Origin of the sequence: uncultured Helicobacter sp., from assembly GCF_937893305.1 — a bacterium.
GTDB lineage: Bacteria > Campylobacterota > Campylobacteria > Campylobacterales > Helicobacteraceae > Helicobacter_D.
The window spans coordinates 173,717-189,011 of the sequence record NZ_CALBGN010000012.1; the positions used below are offsets into that span (position 1 = coordinate 173,717).

The window sequence follows — 15,295 nt, forward strand, 5'->3', positions numbered from 1 at the left end:
AACTTTTAATCTAATTTTTCTTCTTTAACTGCAACAAAAATTACGGAGTGCAAAGCTTTACGTGTGTATTCCGTAAAGATACCTTGTTGACAAATATCACTACAAACAAGATAGTATTTTTGTCCAATTTTTAAAATTTGGCTCATCTTCTTAAGATTTTTAAAATCAACCACATCATTATGTAAAAATTCATCGAAGTTCAAATCACTCTTTGTTGTAGCCAAAACATTTTTATTATCATCAAACACAACACTAAAAATCTCACTATCTTGTGAAAGGATTTTAGAATCATTTGACAAAACCTGATTTAAAGTATCTTGTATCTTAACAAAATCTAGCACAAAAACAAGCCCTCCTACTAAATGATGTGTAGAATCTTTTAAATACCGATACATTAGCATTGTTGGTTTATCATTGTATAAAAATGAAGATTCAAAACCAGAAACAATCACATCACTTGAACTTGTTGTACCACAGAAGTTAATTTTCTTTTGATTGATTGTATTATCATCAAGTCCATTTAACAAAATCGCACCTTCTTTATCAAAAAGCACCACATTATAAAAACTAGAAAAATCTTTCTCCAAAGACGCCAAAGAAGCCTTAACTTCAGTATCCAAAACTCCTTCTTGTCCAACTTTACTAAGATATTCCGCAAACTCTGTATTTTCACTAATTTGATCTACATCTCTAATTGCCTTTGCAAAAAGTCTATCTGTAGTAAAAACAAGAGACTTAGAATAATACTCTACAATATTAAAAAGCGCACTATAAATCCCTTTTTGCAATTCACCTGTAGATTGAAGACATAGTGTATTCATTTCTTCGCTTAAAATTCTAATATTATTAAGAATCGGATTTAAAGCATAAGAATGACTTTTTGAAGCAATAATCTCACCATTAATCACAACATCACCAAGTTCTTCATTAATATTCTCACCTTCAGCAATCACACGATCAAGATCTTCGGTAATCAATAAAGAATCTTCCAATAAAAAATCATCAATTTCTCTTTTTGTTTGGCGTTTTGTATCAAATGCAACATACAAAGGAACGATTCTACAAACACTACAAGTTTTTATTACGCTTTCTAAATGATCTAGCCCATTTATCTCGCTAATTGCTACCATACAAGTTTTAGAACGATTTTCTAAAAATGTATGTTCCTTATGCTTGTTTAATGCTAAAATCTGTCCAATAGGAAATGTGCGCACATTATCTGAAAACACGATATGTTCTTTTGTGTTCATTACAACCAAATTTGCTTGTGGCAAGCGATAGGGGAATTGTCCCAAAATTGCCTTGACTTTTTCTTGGATATTCATAACAAACACTGCTGTCATACAAACTGCAGACTCCTTGTTTGCACGCAATGGAACTACAAAAAACAATTCTAACTTATCATCTTGAATATCTTCTACCACATTATAAAAATCTGTTTTTTGACAATATTCCGCGTAAGATTCCATTTTGCTAGCTTCTAGCACATAAGGAAGCTTTGTTTTTCTGTTATATTCTTGTTCTCCTACATAGTTTAAACCTTTAATTAAAGCCCCATCATTACCAAATAGAAAAATATCTTTATAAGCCTCTTGAGAGTTTTTACCAAAATTTTGTAAAATATTTAAAATTCTTTCTAAAGATTCACTTGCACTTTCCTTCTCTAAAGCATTGACAAAATCTACGGCAAAATTATGCAAACTCTTATCCTTAGAAAGTTCTGAAATGCTTTCATGGCAGCCCCTAATGAAATTCCCAATCGCACTGCCAATTAATCTTGCAGAGGTCAATGCTTCTTCATAGGCATTATAAAAATTCTGCTCCATAATTGTATGAATTAACTCATCTTGAAGATTTTCAAATTTTTCTTGTGTTTTCTCCATATAGTCAAATAAATTTTCAGCAATATCAAGAGAACTGATTTTTCCTGTTAAAGTTGTTTTACTTAATAAAGTGTTTAATGATGAAAATTGTGATTGATAGCGCTGCACCATCGGAACATAATTATTTAAAATATTGGCAACAGATTGTTCCATTGATTATCCTTGCTTGTTAATAAAATTTTGAAATTATAGCAATATAATCTGAAAATAATGCAATTTTTATTAAGACTTTCACAACTTAATTGATAAATTCTTTAAACAACACACAAAAATTATTAAATTTAACAATAAAATAAAAGCGTAAAAAATTGGAATCTAAAAAACACAAAAGCATCAAAAGGATTCCAACAAATGAAATCCTTTTAAAAGAAAACCTTAAAGTTCTGGTTTTGGTGTTTTTTCGGTAGAAGCTGGAAGTTGTGGATATACAATTTTTGGCTTTTCACCTGTTAAAGCATTTAAGAAAGTTGCAATTTGCTTTGCTTCTTTATCAGAAATCTTAATACCCAATTGTATGCTCCCCATTTCTTTAATTGCATCTGTTAAACTCCAAACTGCTCCATTATGAAAATATGGGGCAGTTTCAGCAACATTACGCAATGTTGGAGTTTTTACCATACCATTAACATCCCCCTTAAAGTTTCCAACATTTGCGAATTTATATTTATTAACCACTTCAAATGCTTGCATTGTTCCACCAAGATTTGGACCTGAATGGCAAGTTGTGCAGCCTTTATCCATAAACACTTCTAAACCTTTTTTCTCTTCTTTGCTTAAAGCTTTCTCATCTCCTTTTAAGAAAGCATCATAGCGTGAAGGGGTGATTAAAGTGCGCTCAAAAGTTGCAATTGCATCAGCAATATTATCAAATGTTAAGCCTTTTTTTCCATAAATCTTTTCAAACTCTGCTTTATATTCTGGCATAGAAGAAATTTTTTCTACCGCAAGTTTTGCAGGTGTTGCCATTTCTGGCTCTGCTTCAATTGGACCTTTTGCTTGATCTGCTAATGTTGCAGCGCGTCCGTCCCAAAACTGCACTTGATTTAATACAGAGTTATAAACTGTTGGTGAATTTAAATGACTAGGGTTTGCCGTCCATTTATGTCCAACAGCAGCTGAGATACCGTCTGCTCCACCCATACCTAAGTTATGACAGGTGTTACAGGAGATTAGACCACTTTTAGAGAGACGCGGTTCAAAATACAATTTTTTCCCAAGCTCTACTTTTTCTTCAGAAAAAGGAGTGAATTTTAAATTCATTTCTTTAAAAATTGCTTCAACTTCACTTTGATTACTGGGCAATGGAGCAAGCCCATTATCTTTTGCATTTTGAAGCAAACTAGAACCCGCTGCATTTAGTGTTAATGCAGAGACAACAACAAGCGTAGATAACGATACAAAAAATCGCTTCATAAAAACTCCTTAATACAAAATTTAATCGTCAAATAATCACGCCTGATTTTATAAGCGTCTTACTTGTAAAAATATTAATAAAAGTATGATTTTAGATATTATAATATAAAGAAAAAATAAATTTAACCAAAATGAGAAATTTTGTAACACTTAGCCCAAAAGGGATTCCTTTAAGGCTTTTAAAGTGTATAATCTTGTAAAAGATTAAAATTTAAGTAACGATAGATTTGCGACTCCTTACCTTCAATCTTTTTAGGGATTAACTCTAAATACTCTTGTTTGCTTGGAATTTTTCCCAGCAAAGCACACGCTGCTGCAAGCTCTGCACTTCCAAGATACACTTGCGCTCCTTTACCCATACGATTATCAAAGTTTCTTGTAGAAGTTGAAAATACTACCGCATTATCCCTAACACGCGCTTGATTCCCCATACACAAGCTACAACCCGGAATCTCAATTCTAGCTCCAGCAGCCCCAAAGAGAGAATAATAACCTTCATCTGTAAGTTGTTTTGCGTCCATTTTTGTAGGCGGTGCTACCCAAAGCGTTGTAGGCACCATTCCCTCTCCACGCAAAACCTCACCAAGTGCGCGATAATGCCCAATATTTGTCATACAGCTTCCGACAAACACTTCATCGACTCTATGTGGACGTTTAGAATCACCTAAAATTTCACTAAGCGTTGCCACATCATCAGGGTCATTTGGGCAAGCAAGAATCGGTTCTGTAACTTCATTAAGATCAATCTCAATCACTGCTGCATACTCCGCATTAGAATCTGCTTTTAATAACACAGGATTATCAATCCATTCTTGCATTTTTCGCGCTCTTCTTTGTAAAGTTTTTGCGTCTTGATACCCAGCTTCTATCATTGCATTAATCAATGTAATATTGGATTTTAAATACTCAATAATTGGTTCTTTATTAAGTGCAACACTACAAGCTGCCGCACTTCTCTCTGCGCTCGCATCACTTAGCTCAAACGCTTGTTCCACTTTCAAATCTGGTAAGCCTTCAATCTCTAAAATTCTACCACTAAAAATATTTTTCTTTCCTTTTTTTTCAACCGTTAGCAAGCCTTGTTTAATTGCATAATATGGAATCGCATTAACCAAATCTCTAAGTGTAATACCCGGTTGCAACTTACCGCTAAAACGCACAAGCACAGATTCTGGCATATCAAGTGGCATAGAACCCGTAACTGCAGCAAAAGCTACTAGCCCACTACCTGCTGGAAAGCTAATTCCAATAGGGAATCTTGTATGAGAATCCCCACCTGTGCCAACAGCATCAGGCAAAACCATACGATTTAACCAAGAATGAATCACTCCATCTCCCGGACGCAAGGCAACTCCACCACGACTACTCATAAATTGTGGCAAAGTCGCATGCAATTTAACATCAGCAGGCTTTGGATAAGCAGCAGTATGACAGAAGCTTTGAAGTACAAAATCCGCACTAAAACCAAGAGAAGCTAACTCTTTTACTTCATCTCTCGTCATTGCTCCTGTGGTATCTTGACTTCCAACAGTGCTAACGCGTGGCTCGCAATAAGTTCCGGGCAAAATCCCATCCACTCCACAAGCACGCCCTACCATTTTTTGCGCTAAAGTAAAGCCTTTTGCGCTAGAGTTTGGCTGTGCAGGTTTGGCAAAAATCTCCTCTTTTGGTAAATTTAGCACTTCTCTAGCCTTTGTGGTTAGCCCGCGCCCAATAATCAAATTAATACGACCACCAGCACGGATTTCATCTGCCATTGTGTTAGGTTTTAAATCAAACCTAGAAACGATAGCTCCATTTTTGCAAATCTCTCCCTTAAAAGGATAAATCTCAATTACATCGCCTTCATTTAGTTCGGTAACTGGTGCAACAATCGGCAAACAACCACTATCTTCACAAGTATTAAAGAAAATTGGAGCAATCACGCCACCAATCACTAATCCTCCAGCCTTTTTATTAGGAATATATGGAATCTCACGCCCCATATGCCATACAAGAGAGTTACACGCAGATTTTCTAGAACTACCCGTCCCCACAACATCTCCCACATAAACAAGCGGATAACCTTTTTCTTTAAGTTTCGCAATTCTCTCAAAAGCATTTTGCGTTCTAGCCTTTAGCATTGCTTGAGCGTGAAGCGGAATATCACTTCTTGTAAAAGCATCTCCAGCTGGACTTAAATCATCTGTGTTAGTTTCGCCATCAATCTTAAAAACAACTGCTGTGATTTTCTCTTCTAAAGCAGGCTTACTTAAAAACCACTCCGCATTTGCCCAAGACTCCAAAACTTCTTTAGCATAAACATTACTCTTAGAAATCTCTACAACCTCATTAAACGCATCATACACAAGCAATGTATGCTTTAAGGCTTCAGTGGCAGCTTTTGCAAGTGTGGAATCGCTAGATTTTAAAGCCTTAAGAAGCGGATTAATATTGTAACCCCCAAGCATTGTGCCAAGCAACTTAACAGCTTCTACATTTGAGATTCCATTAATCTTTTCTTTTCCTTCTACTATGGAATCCAAAAACTCTGCCTTGACTTGTGCGGCTTCATCAACTCCTGGACTTACGCGGTTTGATAGCAATTCTATAAGCTCTTGTGTTCTCTCCCCCTTTTTTAAAAGCGTAATCACTTCTAGTGTTTGCTCTCTGGTTAGTGGTAGTGGTGGAATATTTTGTTTTGCGCGTTCTTGCACTTGTTTATCATATTCTTCAAAGAAACTCATTGTCTAACTCCTTGCAAGTATTTTAGTTTTACTTAGAATCATACAAAAAAATCCACCTGTTTGCATAAAATTAGATAAATATTTTTTAATCTTTTTTAAAAAAATGTGTAAAAATGTGCTTTTTTTCTACAATTTATAAAATAATTTAAATTTTTAAATTTATTATAAGTTTCAATATTTTAAAAAAATCATTAAATATCTTTAACAATAAAATTAAAAAGGAGTTCTTTTATGAAAATTATCCATTCTATAACCGAAGCAATCGGCAACACACCACTTCTAAAACTAGAAAAACTCTCCAAAGAGTGTGGAGCAAATATTTTTGCAAAATGTGAGTTTTTCAATCCTACAAGCTCCGTAAAAGACAGAATTGCTCTAGGAATGATTGAAGATGCACTTCAAAGTGGAACAATCACCAAAGAAACGATTCTTATTGAACCAACAAGCGGAAACACAGGTATAGGACTTGCTTCAGTTTGCGCTGCAAAAGGTATTAAACTTATTCTTACAATGCCAGAATCTATGAGTATAGAGCGCAGAAGGCTTATGGTGGCATTTGGAGCAAAACTTGTTCTAACGCCAAAAGAAAAAGGAATGAAAGGCGCAGTAGAAAAAGCTATAGAACTTCAAACAAACACGCCAAATTCTATAATTTTACAGCAATTTCAAAACCTTTCAAACCCTAAAGCACACAGAGAAAATACCGCACTTGAGATTTTAGAAGCACTAGAGAATCAAGTAGATATTTTTATCTCAGCAGTTGGCACAGGTGGGACATTAAGCGGAGTTGGTTCTATCTTAAAACAACGCAATCCTAATGCAAAAGTGATTGCTGTAGAGCCCATAAATTCTGCAGTCTTAAGCGGAGAAGCACCCGGACCTCACAAGATTCAGGGAATAGGAGCAGGGTTTATCCCAGATACATTAGAAAAAAGCCTTATTGATACAATTTTAAAAGTTGATGTAGAATGGGCATATAAAGAAGCTAGAGAAATTGCTAAGACTGCAGGAGTTTTAGTTGGAATCTCAAGTGGAGCAAACCTTTGGGCAGCGCGTGAAATCGCTAAAACTAATCCGGGCAAAAATATTGTAACAATTCTTTGTGATACAGGTGAGCGATATTTAAGCACCGAACTTTATGAAGATTAATTTTATAGAATTAAGATTCTAAGAAATATAGAATCCAAAATTTAAAGATTTAATAAGTAACATTATCACAAAATTTTATGAGAAATTCTCAGTATAATTACAACGCCCATTTGAAAAATATCACCATAAGAGTCTAAGGCTAGCACAATCCTCAAGTGTTAGCTAGATTCTTTCAACGATTAAATCTTTCTAAGTTTTCTTTATTCTTCATTAATAAAATTTTTTAAAAGCACTTAACCTTAAAGAAGTTTGGTTTTTAAAATTTTATGAAATTTCACACAAAGAAAAGCTAAAATTTATTTTTATTTTGTTACCTTATTGCCTTAATATAATCTAAAAAACTATAAAACCAAATTTTGCAAATTAAGGAGTATTTATGCGAAGCAAATGGGTACAATCCCGTCAAAATGACACCATACGCACACAGCTACATTATGCTAAAAAGGGAATCATTACACAAGAAATGGAATATGTTGCAAACATAGAGCATTTAAATCCAGAAATTGTGCGCAAAGAAATCGCCAAAGGACGATTAATTTTACCTGCAAACATTAATCATACAAACTTAGAACCTATGGGTATTGGAGTTGCAACACGCACAAAAATCAACTCTAATATAGGTAGTTCTGCGCTTGCAAGCTCTATTGATGAAGAAGTGCAAAAAACACTTGTTTCTATCAAATATGGAGCAGATACAATTATGGATTTAAGCACAGGTGGCGATTTGGATTCTATTAGAGAGGCAGTCATTAAACACTCTAGCGTGCCAATTGGAACTGTGCCGATTTATCAAATTTTACACGATGTAAAAAACGATATTAATGCCTTAACGATTGATAAAATGCTAGAAGTTATGGAGCGACAAGCAAAGCAAGGGGTGAGCTATTTTACAATCCATTGTGGATTTTTATTAGAACATATGCCACGCCTTGCAAAACGCAAAATGGGCATTGTTAGTCGTGGCGGAAGTTTAATGGCGGCGTGGATGATGCATTATCACAAGCAGAATCCTTTCTATGAAGCTTTTGATGATATTTTAGCAATTTGTCAAAAATACGATGTATCTTTAAGCCTTGGAGACTCTTTGCGTCCGGGCTGTTTGGCTGATTCTAGCGATGAAGCACAGCTTGGCGAACTTAAAGTTTTAGGAGAACTCACACTTAGAGCTTGGGAAAAAGATGTTCAAGTAATGATTGAAGGACCTGGGCATGTGCCATTAAATGAAATTGAGCGCAATGTGGAGCTCCAAAAAGAGCTTTGCCACGAAGCACCTTTTTATGTATTAGGACCACTTGTTACAGATATTGCCGCAGGATATGATCATATCGCTTCTGCTATGGGAGCAGCGATTGCTGCTTGGAAAGGTGTTGCAATGCTTTGTTATGTTACACCAAAAGAACATTTAGGATTGCCAAACGCAAAAGATGTGCGTGAAGGTATTATTGCTTATAAAATCGCTGCACACGCAGCAGATATTGCACGAGGCAGAACAAATGCAAGACTAAGAGATGATGCAATGAGTAATGCACGCTACAATTTTGATTGGAATAAACAATTTGAACTTGCCTTAGATCCAGAAAGGGCACGCGAATACCACGACGAGAGCCTGCCTCAAGAAGTGTTTAAAGACGCAAAGTTTTGCTCAATGTGTGGTCCAAAGTTTTGTAGTTACAAAATCTCACAAGATATTATAGAAAATACTCAAGAAAAGGAAGCCGTATGAATCAAGAACAATTAATTAATCTTTTAAAAGAAGTGATTTATCCAAATTTTGAAAAGGATATTGTAACTTTTGGATTTGTCAAAGAAACTTTAACAGAGGGTGATTCTGTGGCAATTCGCGTAGAGATCCCATCAGCTTCAAGCGAGATTGCAGAGAAATTGCGTGAAAATATCACACAAAAACTTAACACACAAGGAATCACTAGGATTAATTTAGACATCAAACAACCAAAGCCACAAACCCAAACACAAAAACCACAAAGCACAAAAAACCTTGCACCGCAAATCAAAAATTTCGTAATGGTAAGCAGCGGAAAAGGTGGTGTAGGTAAATCCACAACAAGCGTTAATCTAGCAATTGCTCTAGCACAACAAGGCAAAAAGGTTGCTTTACTTGATGCGGATATTTATGGTCCAAATGTGCCAAGAATGTTAGGATTAGAAAAAGATAAACCAGAGGTTGATCAAAAGCTTAAAAAACTTATCCCCTTGCAAGCTTATGGGATTGAGATGATTTCAATGGGTGTGCTTTATGACGAGGGACAAAGTCTAATTTGGCGTGGTCCTATGATTATTCGCGCTATTGAGCAAATGTTAAGTGATGTGTTATGGGGAGAACTTGATGTTATGGTGATTGATATGCCACCAGGAACCGGTGATGCACAACTTACACTTGCTCAAAGTGTCCCTGTAACAGCTGGTATTGCTGTATCTACTCCACAAAAAGTTGCACTTGATGATGGAGCAAGGGCTTTAGATATGTTTGCAAAACTCAAAATCCCACTTGCTGGAATCGTAGAAAATATGAGTGGTTTTATTTGTCCGGGTTGTGGTGAAGAATACGATATCTTTGGCAAAGGCACAACAAGTGAAGTTGCAAACGCATTTAATACACAAGTTCTAGCGCAAATCCCTATTGAACCTGTTGTGCGTGAGGGAGGAGATAGTGGAAAACCTATTGTATATTTTCACCCAGATTCAAAATCTGCTAAAGAATATTTAAAAGCAGCTAAAATGCTTTGGGATTTCATTGAAGAAGTTAATACTAAAAAACTTGCTGATAATGCCGCAATTCAACCTATTAATACAGGAAAATCCGCCTGCTCATCTTAATAAAAGTTGGAATCTAAAAAGATTCCAACTCTACAACTGCAATTTTCCTGTTCTATTTGGCATTTCTAATATCTGCTTGACATCATCCATATTTTTAATGCATAAAGTCTCTCCATACAGATTACAAATGCCATTGAGGGCATTATAGATTCCAATATCATTATTGTTTGCATAGGCAAGTTGATAATCTCTAAATGAAGAATCTATAGCCATTAATCTTTTGCGGTGTGTTTCTTCAATAAGCTGTTCTAGCGTCTCTCTATTTTCCATTAATGCAGGTAGTTTTTCCACAACTAAATTTGCTATTTCTTCTGCCCTTAGCTTTGCCTCATTCCTTGCGGCAAACACACCAAAGAGAGCATCTATTGCCATATCTATACTTCTACTTGTAACAACAACGGCAAATGCACTTGCGACAATAGCCAATACAGGAGCTATAAAAGGGGCAAGTGGTGCTAAAGGCGTAGCACTCAATGCAGTTTGCATTTGTGCCTCTAAACCTACTACCCCAACAACCCAAGATGCTGAAAAAAGAGATTTTAAAATCGTTTTTGTAAGCGTTCTAAAATCCTTAATTTCACCTTCTATATAAGAATATATACCATTATAAATGGACTTTGCAGAAGTTCGTATGGCTGCCCAAAGCTGCTTTAAACTTCCAGCCACACTTTTAAAAACTTGACTTGCAATCCCAACTACTACATCAATCGCACCAAATCCAGCACCCCTTGTAAAATTACTTTGAAAAGTTTCTTTTACCTTTTGCAACAATCGTTTGATTCTAGTCATAATGGAAGTTTCAGAATCCACTTTGCCACTCAACATATCTTTTACTTCCCAAATGATTCCATTTGCAAGTGTTGATAGAGCAACAACAATCGCATCGCTAAGTCCTGCTTGAGCTATATGTCCGCTTGCCGCTATGCTTTGAGTAAGCACTGCGGTTGTGCGTGGATTTTCAGCCATAAGGCGATTGCAAGTGTTGCTTGCATTAAGCTTTTCTAGGGCGATTTTGGCTTGTTCTGCTTTTGCAACAGCTTTTTCATCATTTGGATTTTGTTTTCCTTTTGCAATCATCGCTTCCAAGTTTTCCTTATGTGTCTTATATTCATCAAAAGGCACTTTAAGCGTATCTGGTGCTGTATCACCATTTAAATATCTGTCTTTAAGCAACCCTTCTGTATCTTTAATGACTTTGAGCTGTGAAGATTGCACTACATTGCCATTTTTATCAAGGGTTATTGTATCTGTGGTATTATGATTCTTTGTTGCAAAATCGCCAATCTTGTCAAAATCCATATTTTTCACTTCATCGCTATAATGTGTGAGAATATACTGAATCTTTGCCCTACCTTTCTCATTAAGATTCTCTAGTTTTTTACCGCTTGCAAGCATTTCACGCGTATTTTTAATATCATAGAGCGTATCTGTTGTATAGGTTTTCTTGCCAGTGTTTAAAAGAGAATCTTGTATATTTTGATGACCTACATCAATCTCTTCATAAGTTTGCCCAAAATATCCTGGATTATTCTTGTGTTGATTGTATGCTTTGCTTGTATCAAGCGTCATTTGCACACTTGCCCCATACGACGCATAGGTGTTTAAGCTAAAGATATTTAATCCAAAGCGAGCCAAAGTCTGCGTGCCAATTTCATCAATCACTTCTTCATAGAGTGCTTTTTGTGCCATATTTATCCTTTATAAGCTATAAGAGATTACAAATCCCTTACTTTTTAGAAACTCATTCTCCCCATCTTTCTTGAATCTCACTCATAAGTTCTTTGCATTTTTCCTGATGTTCTCTTAGACGTTTTGTTAATTCATCTTCATCATTCATTATAGGGGCATTGATGGTTGTAACAACTACTCCTGCGAGTTGCATTAAGGTTTTTAACACCCTTTGTTCTATTTTGTTCCAAATGAATATGCTTACACCTTTGTCCCGCATAATGCTTTCTACTTCTCCAATTAACTCCTGTATTTCTTGCCTATTTGTTTCCAAGATTCCTATTTTTTCGCTACTTTTAGCAAGTATTTGCCTATGTGTTAAAGCTTCACCTTTCATAGCCTCACACAATGCTTCCACGCTATCATAATACGCATAAGCATCATATTTTTTCTTTTCAGAACTTGCTGCAAAGACTGAAGCCGCCACAGCGATAACAGGAGCTACTACAATGCCACTAAGCACCAAAGTCCCTCCAGCCATTCCTAACCCACCAGCAGCCAAAGAGCCACCGCCAAACCACGCTAAAGTCGCATTTGTAGCAGCCACACCACTTAGAGCACTAATAGCAGTCCCCGTTGAAGCAGTTGCTAATAACCCAGCCCCACCAAATGCACCAAATCCAGCCAAAGCCCCAGCAACAGCACTCCCAGCAACAGCACCTAGCGTTGTCTCTAACGACACGATAGATTGTCTTATTTCTACGAGTTTATCTATTGTTTCTTTTCCTACAATGTTTGCAAAATCTACATTACTTTTTATATCAAGCTTGTCTATAAGCTCTGCATAGCTTGTTAGCTCATTTTCAACAATATTTGCTTGCAATTGCCCTAATTTTTCAAAAGTATCTTGTGTTGCTTTTCTTGCTTCATTGAGATCAGATTCTGTCTCATCATACAATTCTTTTGCCCTATTGTGCCAATAATCAGCTGTCTTTGTATCCTTATACGCATCATAGCCCTTTTTAGCTCCAAATGCAGCAGTTGTCAATGCTGCTCCTCCAAGTAAAACTGGTATCAATGGTAATGGCATATTGCCTCCTTAAAAATTAGAATATATAAAATAGATTCTATCTATGTAGAATCTATAATCTCAACGCTTTATCTACATTCTCTTTTTCCTGCAAAACTTTGCAAGATTCTATATTGAGTGCATAAAAGTCCTCTTTGCTGTATTGCCCCACATAGACTTTGTCATGCATTGCTTCTATCCTGCATATTAAAGGGCGATTTGCATAGATTTTACATTCATTGCTTTGCGTGTCTAAATGTTTGCATACGCCATTACCTAAATCATAAGATTCTAGCTCTTTAATGTCAGAAATATTTTTGCAGCACGCACCGCATTTTGTGCAAGGAAAGTCCATTTTCTACTTTAGAGATTGATAAGATTTTTGCCCTGATCAGTAAGAATTAGCATAGCCTTTGTCCAATCCGCATACACCATAGCCAATTCATTACTCAAGCCAAACTCCTTAATCATTGTTTCTAATACTTCTTTTTCGCCTTTATGCAGAGCTTCTAAGGTCGTGATATTATCCGCCATTGCCAATGCCATAGTCTCTAGCAAAACAATTTTTTGATGTGTCTTATCCTTAAACTTTGCTAAAGTATTTTTGAGATTAAACTCGCTTTCATCGTAAGAAATATTACTCACTTGCATTTCCAAGCAATAAGTCGCAATAATTTCTTTTTCTGCGTCTGAAAAGTCATTATTGCTCCACGCAAAATGATATGCAATTTCCAAAAATGCTACTTTTTCTTCCTTTTCTAATAAACCTAAAAACATTCTATTCTCCTTGCAATATTTGTATATTTTTTCATTAAATAATTATGAAAAAATATACAATATTTTAGTATAATAAACCTTAAATATTACAATTACAATTACAATTACAATTACAATTAATTTATTATTTTAATTCAAAATAATTACTCTATAAATTTTCAATTTAATTTTTAATGGATTATATTTATAGTTAAAAGATTTGAGGAGATTGCTATAATTTTACTTGCATTTCTTTTGGTGCAAAATCTTATTTTAGATTCCAACTTTAAGCGTTTAAAATTAATGTTCTATAATTACACCTGTTTTTATTTTCTTTAGAAGCTCTGTGATAGCTGTTTCTAGCATTATATAAACTTCTTCAAAACCATCTAAGTCTTTATAATAATAAGGATCAGGTATATCTCTTCCTTGCAAACCAAAATCCCCCATTAGAGCAAGTTTTCTAAACCCTAAACGTTTCAAATCTGTGTAATTTTGCCCATCCATTGCAACAACTAAATCAAATTCCAAATCCTTATAAACATTAACCCTTCTACCGCGCAAAGAAGAAATATCAATTCTGTGCTTCTTACCAACCGCAATGGATCGCTCACAAGGTGGCTCATCAATATGCCAACCACTTGTTCCAGCAGAATCTATCCTTAACTTTAAATCCATTCTACCAGCCAATTCCCTTGCGATACCTTCAGCTAAAGGTGAGCGACAAATATTCCCCAAACACACAAACAAAATGGATTTTATCACTCTTGCATTCCTATCCATTTTTGCGCAATCCTAACGGCATTTGTTGCTGCTCCTACGCGGATTTGATCTGCAACACACCAAAGATGTAAAATGCTTTTATCATAGTTATCAACACGGATTCTGCCCACATAAGTTTCATCAGTATCCGTAGCAATCATTGGCATTGGATATTGTTTTTGGCTAGGATTATCTACAAGCACCACAGATTCCGCATTTTTAAGCACTTCTTGGGCAGCCTCTTTACTGACTTCTTGTTTAAATTTAATCGTAATTGCTTCACTATGACTACGCAAAACAGGCACACGCACACAAGTTGCACTCACTGCAAAATCACTATGCATAATTTTATTTGTTTCATTCACCATTTTCATTTCTTCTTTTGTATAGTCATTATCCATAAACACATCTATTTGCGGAATCAGATTCAATGCAATTCTATGCGGAAACGCCTTTGGCTCACAACTCTCAAGACTAAAATCAAAGAATTTCTGCATTTGCAGGACAAGCTCTTCCATTCCTTTCTTTCCTGCTCCTGATACTGCTTGATAAGTACTAACATCTACGCGCTCAATCCCAAATTTTTCGTGTAGCGGTGCTAGAACTTGCACCATTTGAATTGTGGAGCAGTTCGGATTAGCAATAATACCTGTTTTCTCCCATAAGACAATATCATTAGGATTAACCTCTGGCACAACAAGTGGCACATCTTTTTGCATTCTAAAATGACTTGTGTTATCAATCACTACTGCTCCAGCTTTAGCTGCACTTGAAGCAAACTCCGCGCTCACACTTCCTCCTGCTGAAAAAAAAGCAATTTCAATATTTTCTTCATCAAAAACAGAATGCGTTAGCTCTTTGACTTTATAATTTTCACCTTTGAAACTAATTTCTTTTCCTACACTTCTAGCACTTGCTAATGGCACAAGCTTATTAATCGGTAAATCGCGCTCTTCTAAGATTCTAAAAATCTCTTCACCCACAGCACCTGTTGCACCTACAACAGCAATATTATATGTTCTCATTGTATCTCC

12 protein-coding genes are annotated in these 15,295 nt (G+C 35.7%); 3 read left to right on the forward strand and 9 right to left on the reverse strand.

The features are described 5' to 3' along the window. Nucleotides 1-5 precede the first annotated feature (5 nt). From Q0358_RS02890 to acnB, 3 genes are all read right to left on the reverse strand, one after another. Nucleotides 6-2,036: a hypothetical protein gene (locus Q0358_RS02890; protein ID WP_299546855.1), complete on the reverse strand. Its 2,031-nt coding sequence runs from the start codon at nt 2,034-2,036 to the stop codon at nt 6-8. Nucleotides 2,037-2,258: 222 nt separating this feature from the next. Then, nucleotides 2,259-3,296, reverse strand: coding sequence for a cytochrome-c peroxidase (locus Q0358_RS02895; protein WP_299546859.1), 1,038 nt, complete (start codon nt 3,294-3,296; stop codon nt 2,259-2,261). A gap of 179 nt (nt 3,297-3,475) precedes the next feature. Further along, nucleotides 3,476-6,022, reverse strand: coding sequence for a bifunctional aconitate hydratase 2/2-methylisocitrate dehydratase (gene acnB, locus Q0358_RS02900; protein ID WP_299546862.1), 2,547 nt, complete (start codon nt 6,020-6,022; stop codon nt 3,476-3,478). 231 nt (nt 6,023-6,253) lie between these two features. Here acnB and cysK point away from each other — a divergent pair, with 231 nt between their 5' ends. The 3 genes from cysK to Q0358_RS02915 all read left to right on the forward strand — a co-directional run bounded on the left by cysK (nt 6,254) and on the right by Q0358_RS02915 (nt 10,006). Next, nucleotides 6,254-7,171, forward strand: coding sequence for a cysteine synthase A (gene cysK / locus Q0358_RS02905; RefSeq protein WP_299546865.1), 918 nt, complete (start codon nt 6,254-6,256; stop codon nt 7,169-7,171). A gap of 376 nt (nt 7,172-7,547) precedes the next feature. After that, nucleotides 7,548-8,894, forward strand: a complete 1,347-nt coding sequence (thiC, locus tag Q0358_RS02910; RefSeq protein WP_299546868.1) for a phosphomethylpyrimidine synthase ThiC — start codon at nt 7,548-7,550, stop codon at nt 8,892-8,894. After that, entirely contained in the window at nt 8,891-10,006 is a 1,116-nt protein-coding gene (locus Q0358_RS02915) for an Mrp/NBP35 family ATP-binding protein (protein ID WP_299546871.1), read from the forward strand. The genes thiC and Q0358_RS02915 overlap by 4 nt, the downstream gene beginning before the upstream one ends. Nucleotides 10,007-10,036: 30 nt before the next feature. On the opposite strand, the gene Q0358_RS02920 is transcribed toward Q0358_RS02915, so the two are convergent. From Q0358_RS02920 to Q0358_RS02945, 6 genes are all read right to left on the reverse strand, one after another. Continuing rightward, complete coding sequence (locus Q0358_RS02920) at nt 10,037-11,695, reverse strand: hypothetical protein (RefSeq protein WP_299546874.1); 1,659 nt, start codon at nt 11,693-11,695, stop codon at nt 10,037-10,039. 52 nt (nt 11,696-11,747) lie between these two features. Next, entirely contained in the window at nt 11,748-12,764 is a 1,017-nt protein-coding gene (locus tag Q0358_RS02925; protein WP_299546877.1) for a hypothetical protein, read from the reverse strand. A gap of 52 nt (nt 12,765-12,816) precedes the next feature. Beyond that, nucleotides 12,817-13,098 carry a YkgJ family cysteine cluster protein gene (locus Q0358_RS02930; RefSeq protein WP_299546879.1) on the reverse strand — a complete coding sequence of 94 codons (282 nt, stop codon included), beginning with the start codon at nt 13,096-13,098 and terminating at the stop codon, nt 12,817-12,819. An 8-nt stretch (nt 13,099-13,106) separates the two neighbouring features. Then, on the reverse strand, nt 13,107-13,520 hold the full coding sequence (locus Q0358_RS02935) for a hypothetical protein (RefSeq protein ID WP_299546882.1): 414 nt from the start codon (nt 13,518-13,520) through the stop codon (nt 13,107-13,109). Nucleotides 13,521-13,799: 279 nt separating this feature from the next. Further along, nucleotides 13,800-14,282 carry a low molecular weight protein-tyrosine-phosphatase gene (locus Q0358_RS02940; RefSeq protein WP_299546885.1) on the reverse strand — a complete coding sequence of 161 codons (483 nt, stop codon included), beginning with the start codon at nt 14,280-14,282 and terminating at the stop codon, nt 13,800-13,802. Beyond that, nucleotides 14,261-15,286 (reverse strand): aspartate-semialdehyde dehydrogenase, encoded by a 1,026-nt coding sequence (locus Q0358_RS02945; RefSeq protein ID WP_299546888.1) that lies wholly within the window; start codon nt 15,284-15,286, stop codon nt 14,261-14,263. The genes Q0358_RS02940 and Q0358_RS02945 overlap by 22 nt, the downstream gene beginning before the upstream one ends. Nucleotides 15,287-15,295: the final 9 nt, after the last annotated feature.